The sequence below is a fragment of the Ktedonospora formicarum genome (genome assembly GCF_016587355.1).
Taxonomy (GTDB): domain Bacteria; phylum Chloroflexota; class Ktedonobacteria; order Ktedonobacterales; family Ktedonobacteraceae; genus Ktedonobacter; species Ktedonobacter formicarum.
In genome coordinates, this window is record NZ_BNJF01000001.1 from 2,689,719 (window position 1) to 2,707,932 (window position 18,214).

Sequence of the window (18,214 nt, forward strand, 5' to 3'; positions counted from 1 at the left end):
CTCAGCCACTTCTCTCCACATAAGACATCTCATACTCTACTGAATTGGCCGAAGGAGAGGATTAACAACACCACGAAAGTAAATAGTACTCACGTGCTGGACCAATTCTTCTGGAGTAACAGTCTCATTGAGAAGCAAGTGCTTAAAGGGATATGAACCCAGCAAGCTCAGAAAAGTGTGAAGCATAATAGGAGTGGATAGAGAAGCATCAAACTCTCCCGCAGCTTTGCCATCATCAATAATCTTAGTAAGCGCAGAGGAGAACTGCTTGAAGAGAGTATGATGACGCTCCTTGAGAATGGTACGTAATTCGACAGCCCCAAAAAGCGCGTAAATAAGACGTTTACGCCTGTCTTTCAAGCTCAGAAAGACTATCGCAAGAAGCATCTCAAGACGTACACGAGCGGGTTCGGACGCAACTAAAATCTCTTGCACCGACTTGATTATAATTTTGAGTTGCTCTTCAAGTAACGCCAGAACAAGCTCTTCCTTGCGAGAAAAGTGAAGGTACAAAGTCCCTTTAGCTATACCAACACGTGCGGCAACTTCTTCCATAGATAGCTCATAGTAGTCCTTCTCTAGCAGAACTTCTTCGGTCGCCTGCAAAATGAGCGCCCTACGTTGCTGGCGTTGGCGCTCCTTCAGCGAGAGAGGGCGTACAGGCTCATGCATATGGCTCCCTCCAGAGGATATGAACAGAAGCGCACAATAAAATGCAGTGGAGTCGTATGTGCGCTCTTTGGCAGAAAAAAATAGAAAACCGTCAATACAAAGTCTGCCATAAAGGCGAGGCTTTGGGAAGGGATATCCTTAAGGAAAGCCACTTCTCGCAAAAGCACTCGCCTACTTTACAACGTGGCCTGAGTTAGCAAAATGCCACTCCAAGATAAGGGCAGCTAGTAGCTATGCCCTTCGTTATATGCGTTCGGCGATCCTGTAACCCCGGCATGGTCTTCTCGACCCTTTTCAGGCAACAATTCATGCACACGGCTAAGGCGTTGCTCAATTTCATGCGCATGTTGATTCAAGACCTGGATATGCTCGGATAATTGATATACCTGGCCCTGAAGCATATGAATCTCCTGGCGGAGTGCGTAAAGCGGGAGAGAAGCTCCCATCATATCGCCATAGGGCGCATCGGTTGGCAGAGAGCGTGGACTCTGTGTGCCTGTATAAATGGTCTGCTCCTCCGACGTGGGAGTCTCCGTCACCAGGGGTTGTGATGGAGTCGCGCTTGCTTGAGGCTCCACAGCGGTAGTCGCGGGAGCGGCAGTTGCGTCACTATTACCTCCACCGCGCGCCATGAGGAAAGCCCCTAGAATCGCCAGCACCGCGACGATGATAAGGCCTCCGATGATTAACATGCAAACGTCCTTTCGATGCTACAAAGCCTTATATGAAAACCTGGGACGCCATTGCGGGCTCAGGTTTTCATATAAGGAGGAGTAGGTATTTAGTGTAGGTGAATCTTCACCTCGGCGCTCAGGCCGGGGACCAATGTATGTCCACCATTGCCATCGAGTGTCACCACTACAGGGACGCGCTGCCCCACTTTGGTGAAGTTGCCGCTGGAGTTGTCAGAAGAGGGAAGTAAAGAGAACTGACCAGCGGTAGCCTGTACGATTTGCGTCACATGACCAGTGAACGAGGTGCCACTAAAAGCATCAACGGTAATATCGACGTCCTGCCCGGTCTTAAGATTATTAAGCTGCCCCTCATCGACATATGCGACCACGTTCAGCTTACTGAGATCAACGACCTGAGCCAGAGCGATACCAGCATTAACAAGTTGCCCCTCGATACCAGTAGTCTGAACAACAGTCCCATCGATAGGGCTAGTAAGATTGACAGTCACCTTCTGCCCGGTCTGCGAAACAGCGGAAACCTGGCCGATCACCTGACCCGCTTGCACCTTGTCACCCTGCTTCACAGTGAGAGTAGTTAGCTGACCCGGTTGTGGGCTGCTCACATTAACGATCTGACCACTGATCTGCGCATCATCGGTAGAATAAAAGTAATAGCTACTATAGACCCAGTATCCAGCAGCCCCTGCGATAGCGAGCAGAGCCACAAAAACAAAGATCGGAACAAGAATGAGACGACGCACGATGCGTTTCCTCCTAATATAAGCATAATAAATTGTAATAAATCAATCGTTACTATACAGCCAGAGCAGCTTCCTCGCGGGCTTTCTCAGCCTCTGCTCGCTCTTCCGCTGACATGTTTTCTGTTTCGGTCGCCTGTGCAGCTTTCTTCTTAGCACCACTCACAAAGAAAGTCGCAACAATCGCGACCACGGAGAGCACAAAGCTCAAACGGAAGGCATCCTGCATGGCAAGAATATAGGATTGCCGATGCAGCAGACCGCTCACCGTTTGGAGCGCATACCCATAGGCGGCAGTCGCCGAAGCACCCTTCGCCATCAGCATAGCCTGTATCCCCATAATCATCTGACCTAGCGGAGAAATGGCCGTGACACGTTCAGCCAGGTGAGCATAATGCACCTTATTTTGTGTCTGCACCAGGGTCGCCATAATCGCGACCGCTAGCGAGCTACAGACAAAGCGCAAAGTAGTATTTGTCGACGATGCTTGCGCTAGGCGGCGAGGCTCAATATTTACCAGAGCCGAAACCATTAAAGGCTGCATACACAGGCCAATTCCACAGCTACGCAAGATGAGGAGCCATTGGAACTGACCAATCGGAATATAGGCATCCAGGGATGAATAGAGCCACATGGCAATCGCCATGATAATCAATCCTGGGATAACAACGGCACGCACACCAATTTTATCGACTAAACGACCGCCAATGACCATGGTGACCATCGACGCGAACGCCTGTGGCAACAGGACCAAGCCAGAGTCGAAGGCGCTAAGTCCACGCAAGCTTTGCAGGTACACCGGGATCAAGAAGAGTCCCCAAAGAGCGTAAAGACCACAAGCTGACTGGCGATATTACTGGTCGTGAAAGAACGGTCAGCAAACACCGTCAGATCGAGCAAGGGTTGCTTTCCCTGGCGCTGAAGCCCTAGCTCATAGGCAATAAAGACGATAAGCAAAACAAGACCCGCTCCAAGCGAACCCATCACAGGACCAGAGGTCCAACCACTGCTACTGGCATCAGAGAGCCCATAGAGAAGCAAGCCCAGACCAGTAGCGGAGAGGATAAAGCCAGGGATATCAAAGCTCTTATCCCGAATAATTTCACTCTCTTGCAAGAAGAAGAATGCCATCAGCAGCCCAAAGATGCCAATAGGCACATTGATGTAGAAAATCAACTGCCAATCCATATAGGTGACGATATAGCCACCAACACTAGGGCCAATCGCGGGAGCCAGCAAGATAGGAATACCGAACGCACCCATTACGGTACCACGCTCCTGCGGCGGGAACTCACGATAGAGAAGAGTGATAGCGAGCGGCGTCAGGAAAGCGCCAGTTGCACCCTGGAAAACACGGAACGCAATCAGAACGGGGAGGCTCCAGGCCACACCACAGAGAGCTGAGCCAAGCGTAAACCCGGTCAGAGCTAGGATATAGAAGCGCTTGAGCCCGAGGCGATCCGCAAGAAAGGGCGTCAGAGGCGTGGCAACGCCCTGAGCAAGCGTATAAGCCGTCAATACCCATTGCACGCTATTCAGATCGGTTCCGAAGGCGGTCTGTAGGCGTGGGATAGCAATATTGACAATCGTGCTATCCAGAATAGACATGAAGGTGCCAAAGATAACCACGCATGCTACGATCCACTTATAGGGAAGACCTCCTTCCCGCTTGGCGGCGGGGGCAGGAACTTGCATTCAAGGACCTCCTTTTACACCTCCTGCACACAGGGGTGGAATACACATATGCAAGTATCGATACGAGCGTGACAGCAAGCCTGTCTTTTATGACTGATCCAGCTAAAACATGACCAGATCAAACTCATTTTGACTTAAGCTTAGAATGTTTGACTCGATAGTCATAAATTTACCAGAACGTCACCTGATTTGTCAATAGGGATATATTGGAGGGGAGAAAAGATAGCTAGAATTGGTGAGGGGAGAAAATAGAAAAAGGTGGATATGCCTGACAGAAACAAAATACAAACGAGATCAGGCTGTATCCACCTTCATGCGTGAGTGTACATGTGCCATTCCTGGCACATGAGCGTCACAGATCAATTTTGTCCTTATTCGTTGAGGGCCTGAACTTACTGCCATCATTGATAAAGACAGAAAGTTGTTCCTGAGATGGTAGGTGAATATGGATAATCATATCCACTTTTTTATCACCAGTCACATCCCGGAACTCCAGGGTCACAGGGGCTTTATCGCCACCATCCCCTGCAATGTAAATAGGCGCGACATAGCTTACAGACTTGGCAGGATCGCCCGCAACCATCTCGAAAACGACGGCTTGACGATTCAGGTTAATAGCTACAAAGTGGCTCGCGTGTGTCGTAGCGTCGTTCCCATGCCCAACAACATAATCCGTTTGGTATGTGCGGGGATTACCATAGGTGTAATCATCCGAGAGTTGATGAAACCAAGCTAAGCCTAGAGAGCCAACAATCCAGATAGCTAGCATAGCTAGCATACCAACCCCAAGAGGCAGCAACCAATGAATACGCCTTCGCGTATGAGCGGAATTAAGGGGGCGCGAACTCTTATGCATGCTGGTAGTTCTGGGGTTCTTCAAATTGGAGCTGGGAATGCGTGGCTGACGAGGCAAATCATGTGTGGAGCCTACCTGACGACGTGGAATGCTTGTAGTGGGGAGTTGTGCGGATGTCGTTCGATGAGATTGCGTTGTCTGTTTGGCGTACCGTACGGTACTGGTGCCAGGACGAGGCTCATCAAAATCATCTGCCATATACACCCCAGATCTTAGAGATCGTCTTTCCTCTGTTCGCGTAACGGGTTCAGTCATAACTGACGTTTCCAGACCGCCCGAACGCAACTTCTTCCGCCGCAATTGATAGTACTCATCACCTGACGGCATGACTCTACCTTTCTCGCTAGGGGAAGCCAAGGGCGCTTCCGATGAGAGATGTCAAAGCAGCTCGCATGAACTGTCTTGCTTGCTATATTACAACCAGGCGTGTATCAATGTCAAATAAAGCATTCCATAATGATCGATGTTTTGCTTTTCGATACCATAATGATCAGATTTTGCTTGCTGAGCACGCTTTTAGACGCCTTCACACGCTCCCATGTAGGAATATCCCACTACAAATTCATAGAGGCCATAGGAATATGCATGCGGTTGCTTATCGACAATCGTATGCATATTCCTATGGCCTCTACGTATCTGGGCGCGGAGAAGTCCGTGAGCTTATGAGAACTTTGTGAGGCGAGCGAAATCCATGCTGAGATTCTTCTTACCAACCTTGCCTTGAAACTGAACCTCAACATATTCGGTCTGCCCCTCCATCTCACTCTTGAGCACGATTCCCTCACCGAACTTATCATGACGCACTCTATCACCAGCCTTAAACTGTGGCTCTTGAGCCTTCTGCCTAGTAGGCTCACGCTTCTTTATCGAGGGTGGGATAGAAGGGCCTTGCTTCTCGCCATTTACAGGGCGCGTTGGCTGAGAAGACCAACGATTTGCATTTTCTGAATTGACGCGGCGTGAACCGTGGCTTGAACCATCGCCTCGACCAAACACATACCCGGTATCATCACCGCCTGGATCCTGGTTGAAATCATCTTCCCAGGAAGGCGCACGGCGACGTGTGATCTGCACATTATTGCTCTGTGAAGAGGTGGAACGGCTGGTATCATCTGAGCCAAGGCCAGGGCGATTAAGAAGGTGTAGAGAGATGTCACTCAAGAAGCGAGAGGGCTCAGTATACTGGGTTTCTCCCCACAATGAACGACGGCGAGCCCGCACAAGATAGAGACGCTTCATTGCCCGTGTAAAGCCCACATAAGCCAGGCGGCGCTCTTCTTCTAGTTCCTCAGGTGTATTAAGCGAGCGGGAGTGGGGGAGTGAGCCCTCATCCATGCCAACAATGAAGACCACCGGAAACTCAAGACCTTTGGCGGCATGCAATGTAATGAGAGTCACAGCATCACGATTCTCTTCATTCACCAAAGCGCCATTCTCGCTTGTCTGAGTCGTATCGGCTCCTCCCACCAGGGCAACATTTTCGAGGAAGAGTTCGAGGGCTACTGGCGTCTCAATCTCGGCATAATCCTCAGCCACACGACGCAACTCAAGCACATTAGCCCAGCGATCCAATTCTTCTTCGGGATTGGCGCGTAGCTCGGGTCCATAGCCAGAGCGCTCTGCGATACGATCTAAGAGCTCTGGCAGCGATAGCTCCTCAACGGCACTTCGCAGATCAGCAATCAAGGTCGCGAAGTTTTGCAGAGACTTACGAGCAGCTGTACTCAACGTGGGATGGTGTTCTATTTGTTGCGCGGCAGTATACAGTGAGCAGCCCTGGTGTCGGGCCCATTTCTTGAGCTCACTGAGGGTTTTCGGACCGATTTTACGATTCGGCACGTTAATGATACGCTCAAGACTTAGTTCATCATCAGGATTCGCAAGCAAGCGCAGGTAGGCGAGCATATCCTTGATTTCCTTGCGCTCATAGAACTTCCGGCTACCGATGACCTTGTACGGAATATTGAGACGCAAGAATTGCTCTTCAAGGGCGCGTGACTGGGCGTTTGTGCGATACATAACGGCAATATCACCGCGCTTCTCAACATCAAGGCGTGCAAGCAAGCGAACGATTTCGTGAGCAATAAACTGACCTTCCATCTCCTCGTTATAGGCTTCATAGAAGGTAATCTTCTCGCCCTGCCCCTGAGCGGTCCAGAGGTTTTTCTCTTTGCGCAAGCGATTCTGCTGTACGATTTCCTGCGCTGCGTCAAGAATAGTCTGTGTCGAGCGATAATTCTGCTCCAACAGAATAACCTTCGTACGAGGGAAGTCCTGCTCAAAGCGCACAACATTCTCTGCGCTGGCACCGCGCCAGGTATAGATCATTTGGTCATCGTCACCAACGACACAGACATTGCGAAGCCCTTCATGATGGTCGCCAACCCCGTCACCAAGTAGACGAATCAGTTTATATTGCGGCAAATTGCAGTCTTGGAACTCGTCGACATGTATATACTGCCAATGGCGCTGATAACGGCTCAGAATTGTTGGCTCTCGCCTCCAAAGTTGCTCGGTAAGCATAAGCAAATCATCGAAATCCACGGCATTGTTCGCGCGCAACATCCGCTGGTAAACCTTATATACGCGAGCAGCAACCTCTTCGCTATATTTGCGAGCGAGTTCAGCCATCTGCTCAGGACCACGCATCTCGTTCTTCGCTCGCGAAATATGCCCATGAATGGCATTGGGGCGATAGAGCTTCTCGTCAAGATTAAGCTCTTTGATAGCTTGCTTGACCAGGGTAAGTTGATCATCAGTATCGAGAATGACGAAAGACTTATTCAAGCCAATAGGAAGCAGGGCATCGGCCTCCATACGCAACACACGGGCACAAATAGCATGGAAGGTACCAATACTCATTTCTTTGGAAGCGCTTACGCCAACAAGCTTTTCCAGGCGCTCACGCATCTCGCGCGCGGCCTTATTAGTAAAGGTAACGGCCAGGATATTCCAGGGGGAGACATGCTCATGCTGTGCCAGGTATGCTATACGATGCGTGATGACACGCGTTTTGCCGCTACCAGGGCCTGCCAGGATGAGGACAGGTCCCTGTGTCGTCGTCACAGCCTGGCGTTGTGGTTCATTCAACCCGGCAAGTAAATCAATCTGTTCCAACATCATCACACTCCCAGATACAAGTAGCTCCTTGTGCGAAAACCTGAGCGCACCGTACCTCCTCATGGAGTCAGTGCTAGTCACACCAATGGTGTTAGTTTTCGTATCAAACCAAATTCTGCATACAAAATGGCGCAATTTCATGATGCGCCCCCCTAAGTACAGTCAATTGTATCACAGTCAAAACTGAGAGAGGAGCATCCTGGTACTCTCTATCTAGAACACTCTTTACTTGCCCTGAGCACTACGAACAGAGTCAATAACCAATCATTCTATGGCTGTGATACGATAAAGGCAGGTATTTTTCGTATCATCTGTAGCAAGCAGAGGAGCAAATAGGCATGACGACGCCAAACCTGGTAATATCTCCCGATGCGGCAGTAGACCTGCACATGCATACAACCTATAGTGATGGACGCTGGCCCGCTGACCAGTTAATCGATTATTTGATAGAACACGAATTTAACCTTGTAGCGGTCACCGACCACGACCGTGTCGATAAAGTAGCAGAAATTCAGGCGCTGGCGGCTAGCAAAGGACTGCCAGTCCTATCAGGGGTAGAGATTACCTGTACCTGGAATGGCAATATGGTACACATGCTCTGCTACGGTTTTGATCCCCAAGATAACGTGCTTCAAGAAGTGACTGAGCGTGTAGCACGTACGCAGTTAGACAACACACATGAAGTGCATGATACCCTCCTGCGTCAGGGCCATCAGTTTCCTCGCGAGGCTGAAGCCCTTAAAGAGCGAGGCGGCAAGCTCTTCCGTCCAACAGATAATATTACCTTGTTGCTAGAACATGGCTACGTCGCGGATCGTGCCAGCGGCTTGAGGCTTATCGAGCAAGCAGGTTTCCGCACTATTATGGCAGAGATGGCGGAAGCCGTTGACGCGGCCCACCAAAGTGGCGCGGTCTGTCTCATTGCTCACCCTGGACGAAAAGAGAGTGGATTTACCTTCTACGATACCATGCTTCTGGACAAGTTACGCACGGAGATCCCTCTGGATGGCATCGAGGTCTACCATCCCTACCATAGCCAGGAAACAATTGACATGTACATCGAGTATGTACACAAGCATGACCTGCTCCTGAGCACTGGCTCAGATTCACATGGACTGCCCAGCCGTATGCCCCGCAAACACCGTGCGGAAGTCAGCAAGCGTTTGCTGGAACGGCTCGGTGTGAAAGTCGCTTAAAACCTGCCAGCATTCACATATAAGAAGCCCTCCTGACATTAACATTCAGGGGGCTTCTTAACTGGCTCGTACTACAATGGTCTATTTCTTATTCTGTGGAATGTAGAGGTCGTTGCCCTTAGTAGCGAGACCACCAGGATTCACGAAATTTTTGATAGGCCTCCCCTGTTCAAAGAGCTGCATAGCCTCATGCCAGATGGGAGCCGCACCATCAACACCAGTAACATTCACCATTGGTGAGGCATCATTGTTACCAGCCCAAACACCAATAGTATAGTCAGTGGTATAGCCCATAGTCCAGTTATCTTTGAAGTCGTTGGAGGTTCCCGTCTTCACCGCGCCAGGGCGCACAGCACCAGGATTGCCAGCGTAACATGCGGACTGCGAGGTTGAGTACAGGTAGAGCACGCTACACTTACCAAACTCAAAGGTACGCGAAGCATTGTCACTCAGCACGTTGGACATCAGGTACGAGAGCTGGGGACTAATGATACGCTTTCCTTTTATGTTGGGAGTATACACGACTTTTCCGGTCGAATCGGTCACCTGCGCAATCGCGTGTGGAGTCATCTTTACGCCGTTATTCGCGAACGTCGCATACGCGGTCGTCATATCGGTCAAATGCACACTCAGTGAACCTAGCACCATCGTATAGTTAGGAACACCCTGATATTGAGTAATCCCCAGATTCATTGCCATGTTCAGGGCAGGTTCAACGCCCGTCTGCATAAGCAATTTCACAGCGGGGATATTGAACGAGTTCTGCAGGGCATAACGATACGTGATGTTACCATGGTACTTCATATCGTAGTTCGTCGGGGAGTACGATGGAAGTCCACAGCACATTTGAATGGTAAGTGGTCCATCCTGCACATGGTCACCTGGGCTTACCCCCTGATTGAAAGCCGTCGAATAAATGAACGGCTTAAAGGAGGAACCAGGCTGGCGGAAGCCCTGACTCGCCACATCAAATGCGCCATTGGTTGGATTGCTTGGATCGATGTTACCCAGCAAGGTCAGAATCGATCCATCATGCTGATTCATCACCACAACAGCAGCATTAGACATATTATGAGTCCGGGCATTCTCGGCAATGTGCTTCTGCGCAATCTTAAGAATCTGATTCTGCTTGTCAAGATCAAGCGTTGTCTTGATTGAGAGCCCTGAACGCGGGAGATCATTTGACTTCAGATTAAGCTTGTCAGTAAGTTCCCGCAAAGTATAGAGCGCAAAATGAGGTGCAATACTATTATTAATTTTTGCCTTCTTAAGGAAATCTGGCTGCTGGGCTTCGGCGAAGGCCTGAATCTCCTGATTCTGCGTGATATAGCCCTGCATGCGCATATTATGCAGAACTTCTTTCATACGATTCATCGCACGTTCGTGATGATACCAGGGATCGAAGTAATCACCGTTCTGAGGAAGGCCAGCCATCATTGCGGCTTGAGCCAGATCTAGTTGCTGAGCAGCAGTACGATTACCTTTCTTGGTAAGACCAAAGTAGGTTTGGGCAGCGGCATCAGCTCCATATGCTTGATGTCCATAATAGATGGTATTAAGGTACATCGTCATAATTTGCTCCTTTGTATACTTACGTGTTACATCAGGAGCAAGGAGAATTTCTTGTAGCTTACGAATCGCGGTCTGCTGCTGACCGAGGATCGAGTTTTTAATAAGCTGCTGCGTAATCGTGCTGGCACCAGAAACTACATGGCCAGCCGTCAAGTTATCGAGGACTGCACGCACAATCCCCGTAATATCATACCCGGGGTTGGTCCAGAAGTACTGATCTTCAATAGCAATTGTTGCATGTATCAGGTCAGGCGAAATTTCATTGAGCTTGACCGAGTTCTGGACACCATCATTCGTCATCTGATAAATCAGATGGTTTTTGTTATCATAAATTTTCAGATTATCTTTGGGCAAGACATCCTGAAGTGTTGTTATTTTGTCCCCGTAACGTTGTTGCGTCGAGTTGTAGAGTGCAGTATAAATGGTGATAGATGACGCAGCGACAACGAGGACAGCCAGAATACTCAGCGCGATGGGCATAAAGCTCCATGTGCCTTTACGCTCAGTAGCATTGAATCGCGAGTTGCTCTCACGTAGCCCTTTACGCTTAATATGGCGCTTCGTACGCCAGCCAGCAGCCATAGTTTGCAAATGTGGAACGGGATAATAGGCCCCACGGGGTGGCTTGAGTGGCTGGTCACTCAAACGCTGTGCGGCTGCGGCTCGAGAATACGAAGGCAGTTTGGCTGGGAGAATAACGCGCATCTTTGCCGTCTTCCCGGGATCATAGTCCGCATCAACCTCTTGCTCATTCGCAGTAGCGATCAAGCCCTTCTTTTCCTCGCTGGCAGTAGATTGTTCTTCAGCACGCTCCTGTGTCTGACTCTCTGGCGCGGTCAGCGTAGAATGCGAAGATTCTTGCGAGGTTGTCGCCGAAACTTGAGACCGCTCAGGACGCTGCTGTTCATCCTGCATTATGCAACCTCTTTCTCTGTATAGACTGTTTGTACGATAATTTTAGAAAGTAAGGGAGGTGTGATCAAGCATACCTCCGCGCCAAGCTAGAAATTTTCTGCGTACTATATTTAGCATACATATGGCATTGATTAAAAGAATGTATATACTCTCTATATTGCAAATAGTAGAACGAATTGCCAATTCCAACTTCCCTCCTTCCCCTTACGATTCTTCCTACTCCTATTCTAATCGGTGTCACGCGCAATACGCAACGGCAAAACAAACACATTTTGAATGGATGAGAAAGAAATGTGAATGATTTCACAAGTGTATTGAAAGCTGCTTATAGTACAAGTGGCGGAGGAATTGTAAGTTCAGAGGATAACATAATCCAGCGCCTTGTTTGGCATCAAGGCTCTTCTCCCACGCATACCAGACTATTTATTCTAACGGAACAGCGAAAAGACCGGTAACGCAGCCTTCTCAAAACAGTACAATTAGATGTAGCAATATTGTGTTTATCTCTACTATTTATTCAAAACCAAAATCTATTACAATAGAGAAGCAGTTGTGATAATCATATGCGATTCAATGCAAACCTGGAAGGCCCTCTTCAGAGGGGCCTTCCAGGTTTGCATTACCAACCACCAACCCCTGGGTTCGATGAGGAGTAGGAGAAGCCAGAACAGTAAGGGCTATAGCTCTTCCCTTTGCCCTTGTCCTTGTCCTTAGAATCATTTGGCGGATTCTGATTGTTTTGCGGTGGATCTTGCAGAAGAGACTGCAAATCCCAGGATTGATTTATATTCGAATTATAGCTGCCGGGCACCTTACCTGAATAGAACCAATCGGTCGAACGGATACCATCAATTGAGGCAGTCGTTTTCACCAGGCCATCTGGAACCGCAAACTCCCGAACAGGTTTACCAGTTTCAGCCAGCAACATGGCATCATGCCAGATAGGAGCAGCGCCGACGATACCAGTCGCCCCTGAGGACATAGCTGAATTATCGTTGTTTCCGGCCCATACCCCCATAACATAGTCTGTGGTATAGCCTACAGTCCAGTTATCTTTGAAGTCATTTGTCGTACCGGTTTTGGCGGCGGCAGGGCGTATGGTACCAGGATCACCAGCATAGCAGGAATACAGCGGGTTCGAGTAAAGCTGGAGTGGGTTGCAGTTACCAAACTCAGGCAAGCGGCTGGTGTTGTCAGAGAGCGTATCCGTCATCATATACGCTGTCTGGCTACTGAAAACTTGCTTTCCCTTGCTTTGCTGATGATTGACAACCTTACCATTCTGCGCATATTCAATCTTTTGCACTGCGTAATAGGGCACATGAACACCATTGTTGCCAAACGCACCAAAGGCGGAGACATGGTCCAACAGGTGAACACTTAAACCACCTAGAACAAGCGAGAGACCAGGCGTTCCCTTATAGTTTATGCCCATCTCCTTCGCTTTATTCACAGCATTATCAATTCCGACCTGTTGTAATACACGTACGGCAGGGATATTGAGCGAATTTTGCAGAGCACAGCGCAGAGTCATCGGACCATGGAACTTGTTATCATAGTTACCAGGTGTGTAGTTGTCAGTGCCTGGAATAACAAAAGTTGTTGGCACATCGTTTACAGCCTGAGCCATTGAGGTTCCCTTATCCTCTAGCGCTAGAGCATAGACATATGGCTTAAAGGAAGATCCGGGCTGACGCCATCCTTGCGTGGCGACATCAAATTTGCCCCCAATGGAATTATCGTTGTAATCCAGGCTACCTAATAAGGAGATGATCGCACCAGTATGCTGATCAATGAGCACTTCAGCAGAATTTGAGATGCTATACTCGTGTAATTCAGCCACATGATCCTGCATAACCTTCTGGATCTTATCCTGTAAAGAGAGATCCAGTGTGGTTGTCACTTTCATATCTGAACGCGAGAGTTGCTTACGGCTCATATGCGTCATTGTCTGTAGCTGGTCAAGCAAGAAATAGAAGAAATGCGGTGCGCGCAAGCTCATGTTAGGGGAAGGTTTGAAAAAGTTTTTCCCCTTGGCTTCTTTCAATGCATCTTTCGCTTGATCATTGGTAATATAATGCTCTTCCACCATCAATGCGAGTACAGTCTGCATGCGCTCGGTCGCACGCTCACGATGAACCCAGGGATTATAGTAATCGCCATTTTGAGGCAAGCCAGCTAGCATAACAGACTGAGCCAAATCAAGTTGCTTAGAAGCAGGCTTCCCCGGTTTGTCCTGCAAGCCAAAGTAGATATTCGCGGCGGCATCAATTCCATATGCCTGAGCGCCATAGTAGATGGTATTGAGATACATCTCCATGATATCTTGCTTGCTATACGTGCTATTGACTTGAGGCGTCAGAATAATTTCCTCGATTTTGCGAGCATTATCTACACGGTCGCCTACAATCAATTTCTTGATGAGCTGCTGAGTTATGGTGCTTCCACCTTCAACGACTTTCCCGCTTTTGAGATTATCAAGGGCAGCTTGCAAGATACGAGTCAGGTCAACACCTGGATTGTTCCAGAAGTTCTTATCTTCGACGGCGATTGTGGCATTGATCAGACTGGGAGAAACATCTTTCAACTTTACAGATGTGTGCACACCATCGTCTGCGAGCTGACCTAGTAAGACACCTTTGCTATCATAGACCTTCAAATTATCTTTGGGCAATAACTCGTGTAAATTGAGCACACGACCCGAGTAACGTCCCTGTGTATCGCTGTAGAACTGATAGCCAATATACGCTCCTGTACCACTAAGAGCTAAGAAAACTATGAGCAGCGCCATAAGAATCGAGAATGCAGAGATCAAGATCTGACCCCGCACCTGTTTCTTGTGTCTCAACACTAAACGATTGCGCATACGCGTAATGCGCAATACATTGCGATGATGCTGACGTGCAAAGCGTGCTTTGCGACCCCGCGCATCTCCTGGCAAAGGAACCACAGGATAAGGGGCTTCAGCTTCTGGAACCACCGCAAAGATTTGATGCTGCGTTTTGGCGGCAGATATCTCTTCCCTGCTCTGTGTCACAGCCTCGCCCCGGTCTGATACTACATCAGAATCAGTGGTTGCCTGCGAAACGGGTAACTGCTCAGTTGGTCTGTTCTCAATCGCAGGTTCGGAAGAACGGGGACGCGTTGGCGGACCAGACCACCCTCCCTTCTTTTTGCTCTTCTTCTCTTCTTCAGCAACAAGGCGTGCTGGAGCAATATCCTCCTTATCAGGAGATGATATCTTCTCTTGGGGCACAGGCAACTTGTCTTCGGAGGATTTCACATCTGGCGATGAAGCGAGAGCAACGGTCTCTTGCTTCGTGATATCTTCCTCATTCGATCTGTGCTCTAGCGGGCTCTCTTGAGCAGCAGCTGTATTTTTCTCAGATTGTTTCTCTTGAGACTTCGCGCCATCACGAACCTGACGCTTCTCCAGAGCCCGGACAGCACGCTGTTGGCGTGTAGATACCATATTGCCAACCTTAGGGCGGCGCGCAGGTACTACGTTGGGGGTACGTTTAGCGGCTCCATTTTCGGACCCAGATTCGGATGAACGAGTAGCTTCCTGCTCCTCTTCGTCTTTGTTTCGAAGCTCAATCTTCTCGGGTGAACTTGTCTCTTCTTCAGAAAGCAGAGGAGTTGGCGGCACCACTGCTTCGCCATCACCTTTATAAGATTTGTCATCATTAGGCTCCGCCTGCTTCTGCGATGCAGAGAGGGAAACCTCAGACTTCTCTAGCGTATCTGAATCTGAACCAGCACTTTGTTTATTATCTTCAGATAAGGCTTCTGTGGCGGATGCACTCTCTGCTGATACAGGCGCTTTGGGTGCAGAAGGTACATGGTTACCCATAGTTCGCCTTATCGCAGGTAGGCCAGGAGTGGTGGGAGCGTCATCGTCATCGATGGATTCGGATGGTGTGGGTTTCAAGTTCTTAATAGATACATCTGGTAGCTGACTACTCTTTTTCTCTTTCTCTTTCTCTTCAATCTGTTCATTCAATGGCGAGGCAAGAGCCTTTGGCACCACTTGTTTGGGCGAGATGGGAGACTGCCCCTGCCCAGGATCAGTATCCTTTTTTCTCTCATCTAATGACATTATATGCTCCCATGATTATATCTCTGTTTGTGGATGATAGTTTACACAAATATCCACATTCGCCCTTATTTGAAAACCCGGCACCCTGACCGCACCGCTAGGCCCTTATAATAAGGGTATTGGTTTTCGAATAAGATCTCAGTCGCGAAACTTCGCACTGTAATAAAGGAGATTCACATTTATAATATATAGTTCGACGATAATTATATTTAACTATTGAGGCATATCAAACAAAATCTGCTAAAAATCGAGGATGGACATCGCCTGGTAATGAGGACAAAATCTTCTCCCATATAAGTATGACGCTAGAACACAAGAATTGTTACAGGCGAGCAAAACAAGTATACCTTAGTACTTGTTTCTAGTGTAACTGTTTACTTGAGGAGGGACGATTAAGTGCATTAGGAAGGTGTCTCTTGCGGAGGAACCGCAGCCTCTATAAGTGAAGGGAGAATCTCATTCGTAATGGCCTGAATTTGGTACAGACTTTCCAGCCAGGGAATGTCTTGCTCACGCGCCCCACGGACCTCTGCCAACTGTAGTACAGCTTCATCCATAATTGTGCGGAAATAGAGGAAAGCGCGTACAGCATCAGCGACAGGGACGTGCGACCTACGTATAATAGTGCCATACTCTGTACCTAGTTGTGATGCCTCCTGACGCAAGTTTTCCCTGTGAGCAGGATCATTAAGGCCACGCAGAAGTAGATCAAGAACTCGCCGACCAAGCACACGATAAGCATTTAGGGCAGCGTCATCGAAATGCTGATGCCAGGTAAGTTTGTCAAAGGTGCCATCAGTGAAGTCAAGACGGACACGACCGAGCAGGTTTTGAATGAGCATCTGCGAAGCAAGGTTAGGCTTAAGCTCTGTTTCCTGACGAAGACGGGCTTCAATGTCAGTGCGCCGAAAACGGCGATGACCTCCACTAGTACGTCGGGAAGGTAGCTCATTACGGTCTGCCCACAGGCGCACAGTTGCTGGATGCATTCCCAGCAATTCTGCGGCATCGCGCAAGCTCAGCCATTCATCTCCAACCTGTGGTGACACAAGCACCTCCTAAACACACAAGCTAGGCATACCAAATGTCGTTATTGAATACAGTATTCCTCTCAGCTTGATTGTATGTAATTTGTATATAATCCGTCAAGTAGGAGAAAAGATCTTAAATGAAAAATACCTTTATTTTGTGAATTAATCGTATTAGAGCAGGAAATACACAAAAAGCGTATTCCCTGCGCATAACCAGGGTACATAGCAGGCCATCAAAGCTTCCAGCTTATTTTTCCTGATATACGATATGCTGAAACGTCTCAGGTAGTTGGCGAAGAAGAGGACATACAACAAGAGGATAAAGTGGTGCATGCTCTATATCGGCAAGTGGGAGCCAATCAAAATACAGTAAATCAGCCTCGCCTTCTTGAGAGCTATCTCCATCACGCAAGACAAAAGAGGACCTCTGGTAAATATAAGCATCAGAAGGAAAACTCAGCAGAAAGTAAAAGCCAATTTCATGTATAGCCCGGTCTGGTGTGCTATAAAAATTTTCGATGAGGGCCAGAGGGCGCTCCACAGTGGGAGTTAAGGCGAGCTCTTCTTCGATTTCGCGTCGCAGTGTGGTCATAGCTGGCTCAAGTAATTCAGCACGACCGCCAGGTAGAAACCAATGAGGCGGACTTACTCTATCCGCACGCTGGCAAAGCACATGCTCATTATGGATAATAATGCCAACCACACGGTAAAGAAAACGCGCGCCATCGAGAGAGAAAGTAATCATATGTCTTGGTGGTAGGGTCATATCGGCCTCCCTTTCAAAGAACAACGATAAATACGCAGGCATCCTTCCTATGTAATAACATATAGCGCCACTTTCCGACATCAAATTGAGTTACATCAGACTGAGTACCAACGTGTCTATGCATAGATTGACAGACAGCAATCCAAAATAAGGAATATAATATGAGTGAAGGAAATACGACAAGAAAAACAGGTAAGCATGAGCAGCAAGCAATGCTTACGCAGCAAGTTGGCGCTGGTCACGCGCGAGACATAGGTACGGCAGGTGGTGGCACCATCCCTCATAATGGTACAGAAGACAACGACAATGAGCCCAATGAGAGAGTACAATTCGGTAAAAAAGGTCAGGAGCAGAGTAAGCAACATACAATGAGCTCAAGCGAAAATAAGGATACGACTGAGCCGCAGACTGGAAAAAGCATTGGAGGTAGCGCGCCAGGAGACCCGCGCGCCAACACAGGAGATCGAGATCCGCATAAAACAGACAGGCAGGAAACCAACCAGGATATCACTGACCCTATGACTTCTCGTGATCCAAAACATGTGAAAAATAAAAGCCATACCCAACGCGATTAGCATGATGATGGCTTACCTCTGAAAATATTAATGGCTTTTTAACACCAGCCAGAAAGAAAACATGCTATACTCGCTACATAAAGGCTCACCACTTCCTACTTATACAAATAAATGCAATGGCCCTTATTGTAAGACGAGAGACAACAAGGGCCATTGCATTTTGCGATTCTCTGCAATTTCCCAAAGAGCGCAGTGACGCCCCTCACATTGCCATTCCCTCAAGATTCGCCAAGTTAGCCCCTATTACAGACTTAAATAGCCCCTCACAATACCCTACTGCAATTG

The 18,214-nt window shown here is 48.5% G+C and carries 13 protein-coding genes; 2 read left to right on the forward strand and 11 right to left on the reverse strand.

Annotated elements, in window-relative coordinates; genetic code table 11:
- Positions 1-36 precede the first annotated feature (36 nt).
- The 7 genes from K3T82_RS11620 to K3T82_RS11645 form a co-directional block, all read right to left on the reverse strand.
- Entirely contained in the window at positions 37-672 is a 636-nt protein-coding gene (locus K3T82_RS11620; RefSeq protein ID WP_220193619.1) for a TetR/AcrR family transcriptional regulator, read from the reverse strand.
- Positions 673-896: 224 nt separating this feature from the next.
- A complete protein-coding gene (locus K3T82_RS11625) occupies positions 897-1,364 on the reverse strand; it encodes a hypothetical protein (RefSeq protein ID WP_220193620.1) in 468 nt (155 codons plus the stop codon).
- Positions 1,365-1,453: 89 nt separating this feature from the next.
- Positions 1,454-2,107, reverse strand: coding sequence for a biotin/lipoyl-containing protein (locus tag K3T82_RS11630; RefSeq protein ID WP_220193621.1), 654 nt, complete (start codon positions 2,105-2,107; stop codon positions 1,454-1,456).
- A gap of 52 nt (positions 2,108-2,159) precedes the next feature.
- Complete coding sequence (locus K3T82_RS47650) at positions 2,160-2,903, reverse strand: MFS transporter (protein WP_236031283.1); 744 nt, start codon at positions 2,901-2,903, stop codon at positions 2,160-2,162.
- 5 nt (positions 2,904-2,908) lie between these two features.
- A complete protein-coding gene (locus K3T82_RS47655; protein WP_236031115.1) occupies positions 2,909-3,799 on the reverse strand; it encodes a DHA2 family efflux MFS transporter permease subunit in 891 nt (296 codons plus the stop codon).
- Positions 3,800-4,151: 352 nt separating this feature from the next.
- A complete protein-coding gene (locus K3T82_RS11640; RefSeq protein ID WP_220193622.1) occupies positions 4,152-4,982 on the reverse strand; it encodes a hypothetical protein in 831 nt (276 codons plus the stop codon).
- 333 nt (positions 4,983-5,315) lie between these two features.
- Entirely contained in the window at positions 5,316-7,778 is a 2,463-nt protein-coding gene (locus K3T82_RS11645; protein WP_220193623.1) for an ATP-dependent helicase, read from the reverse strand.
- Positions 7,779-8,113: 335 nt separating this feature from the next.
- Here K3T82_RS11645 and K3T82_RS11650 point away from each other — a divergent pair, with 335 nt between their 5' ends.
- On the forward strand, positions 8,114-8,971 hold the full coding sequence (locus K3T82_RS11650; RefSeq protein WP_220193624.1) for a PHP domain-containing protein: 858 nt from the start codon (positions 8,114-8,116) through the stop codon (positions 8,969-8,971).
- 81 nt (positions 8,972-9,052) lie between these two features.
- Here the strand turns inward: K3T82_RS11650 and K3T82_RS11655 are convergent, their stop codons facing one another.
- From K3T82_RS11655 to K3T82_RS11670, 4 genes are all read right to left on the reverse strand, one after another.
- The gene (locus K3T82_RS11655; protein ID WP_220193625.1) at positions 9,053-11,458 is read right to left on the reverse strand and encodes a transglycosylase domain-containing protein; all 2,406 of its coding nucleotides are present in this window, start codon (positions 11,456-11,458) and stop codon (positions 9,053-9,055) included.
- Positions 11,459-12,077: 619 nt separating this feature from the next.
- Positions 12,078-15,557: a transglycosylase domain-containing protein gene (locus K3T82_RS11660; RefSeq protein WP_220193626.1), complete on the reverse strand. Its 3,480-nt coding sequence runs from the start codon at positions 15,555-15,557 to the stop codon at positions 12,078-12,080.
- Positions 15,558-15,958: 401 nt separating this feature from the next.
- Complete coding sequence (locus K3T82_RS11665; protein WP_220193627.1) at positions 15,959-16,606, reverse strand: MerR family transcriptional regulator; 648 nt, start codon at positions 16,604-16,606, stop codon at positions 15,959-15,961.
- A 229-nt stretch (positions 16,607-16,835) separates the two neighbouring features.
- Complete coding sequence (locus K3T82_RS11670; RefSeq protein WP_220193628.1) at positions 16,836-17,354, reverse strand: NUDIX hydrolase; 519 nt, start codon at positions 17,352-17,354, stop codon at positions 16,836-16,838.
- Between the two features lie 161 nt (positions 17,355-17,515).
- Between K3T82_RS11670 and K3T82_RS11675 the strand changes: the two genes are divergently transcribed.
- The gene (locus K3T82_RS11675; RefSeq protein WP_220193629.1) at positions 17,516-17,929 is read left to right on the forward strand and encodes a hypothetical protein; all 414 of its coding nucleotides are present in this window, start codon (positions 17,516-17,518) and stop codon (positions 17,927-17,929) included.
- The last annotated feature ends 285 nt before the right edge of the window (positions 17,930-18,214 follow it).

Excerpts from the sequence above, each read along its gene's own strand:
- K3T82_RS11660 (WP_220193626.1), bottom strand. The coding sequence starts at position 15,557 with ATGTCATTAGATGAGAGAAAAAAGGATACTGATCCTGGGCAGGGGCAG.
- K3T82_RS11640 (WP_220193622.1), bottom strand. The coding sequence starts at position 4,982 with ATGCCGTCAGGTGATGAGTACTATCAATTGCGGCGGAAGAAGTTGCGT.
- K3T82_RS47655 (WP_236031115.1), bottom strand. The coding sequence starts at position 3,799 with ATGCAAGTTCCTGCCCCCGCCGCCAAGCGGGAAGGAGGTCTTCCCTAT.
- K3T82_RS11625 (WP_220193620.1), bottom strand. The coding sequence starts at position 1,364 with ATGTTAATCATCGGAGGCCTTATCATCGTCGCGGTGCTGGCGATTCTA.
- K3T82_RS11655 (WP_220193625.1), bottom strand. The coding sequence starts at position 11,458 with ATGCAGGATGAACAGCAGCGTCCTGAGCGGTCTCAAGTTTCGGCGACA.
- K3T82_RS11670 (WP_220193628.1), bottom strand. The coding sequence starts at position 17,354 with ATGACCCTACCACCAAGACATATGATTACTTTCTCTCTCGATGGCGCG.
- K3T82_RS11675 (WP_220193629.1), top strand. The coding sequence starts at position 17,516 with ATGAGTGAAGGAAATACGACAAGAAAAACAGGTAAGCATGAGCAGCAA.
- K3T82_RS11650 (WP_220193624.1), top strand. The coding sequence starts at position 8,114 with ATGACGACGCCAAACCTGGTAATATCTCCCGATGCGGCAGTAGACCTG.
- K3T82_RS11645 (WP_220193623.1), bottom strand. The coding sequence starts at position 7,778 with ATGATGTTGGAACAGATTGATTTACTTGCCGGGTTGAATGAACCACAA.
- K3T82_RS11620 (WP_220193619.1), bottom strand. The coding sequence starts at position 672 with ATGCATGAGCCTGTACGCCCTCTCTCGCTGAAGGAGCGCCAACGCCAG.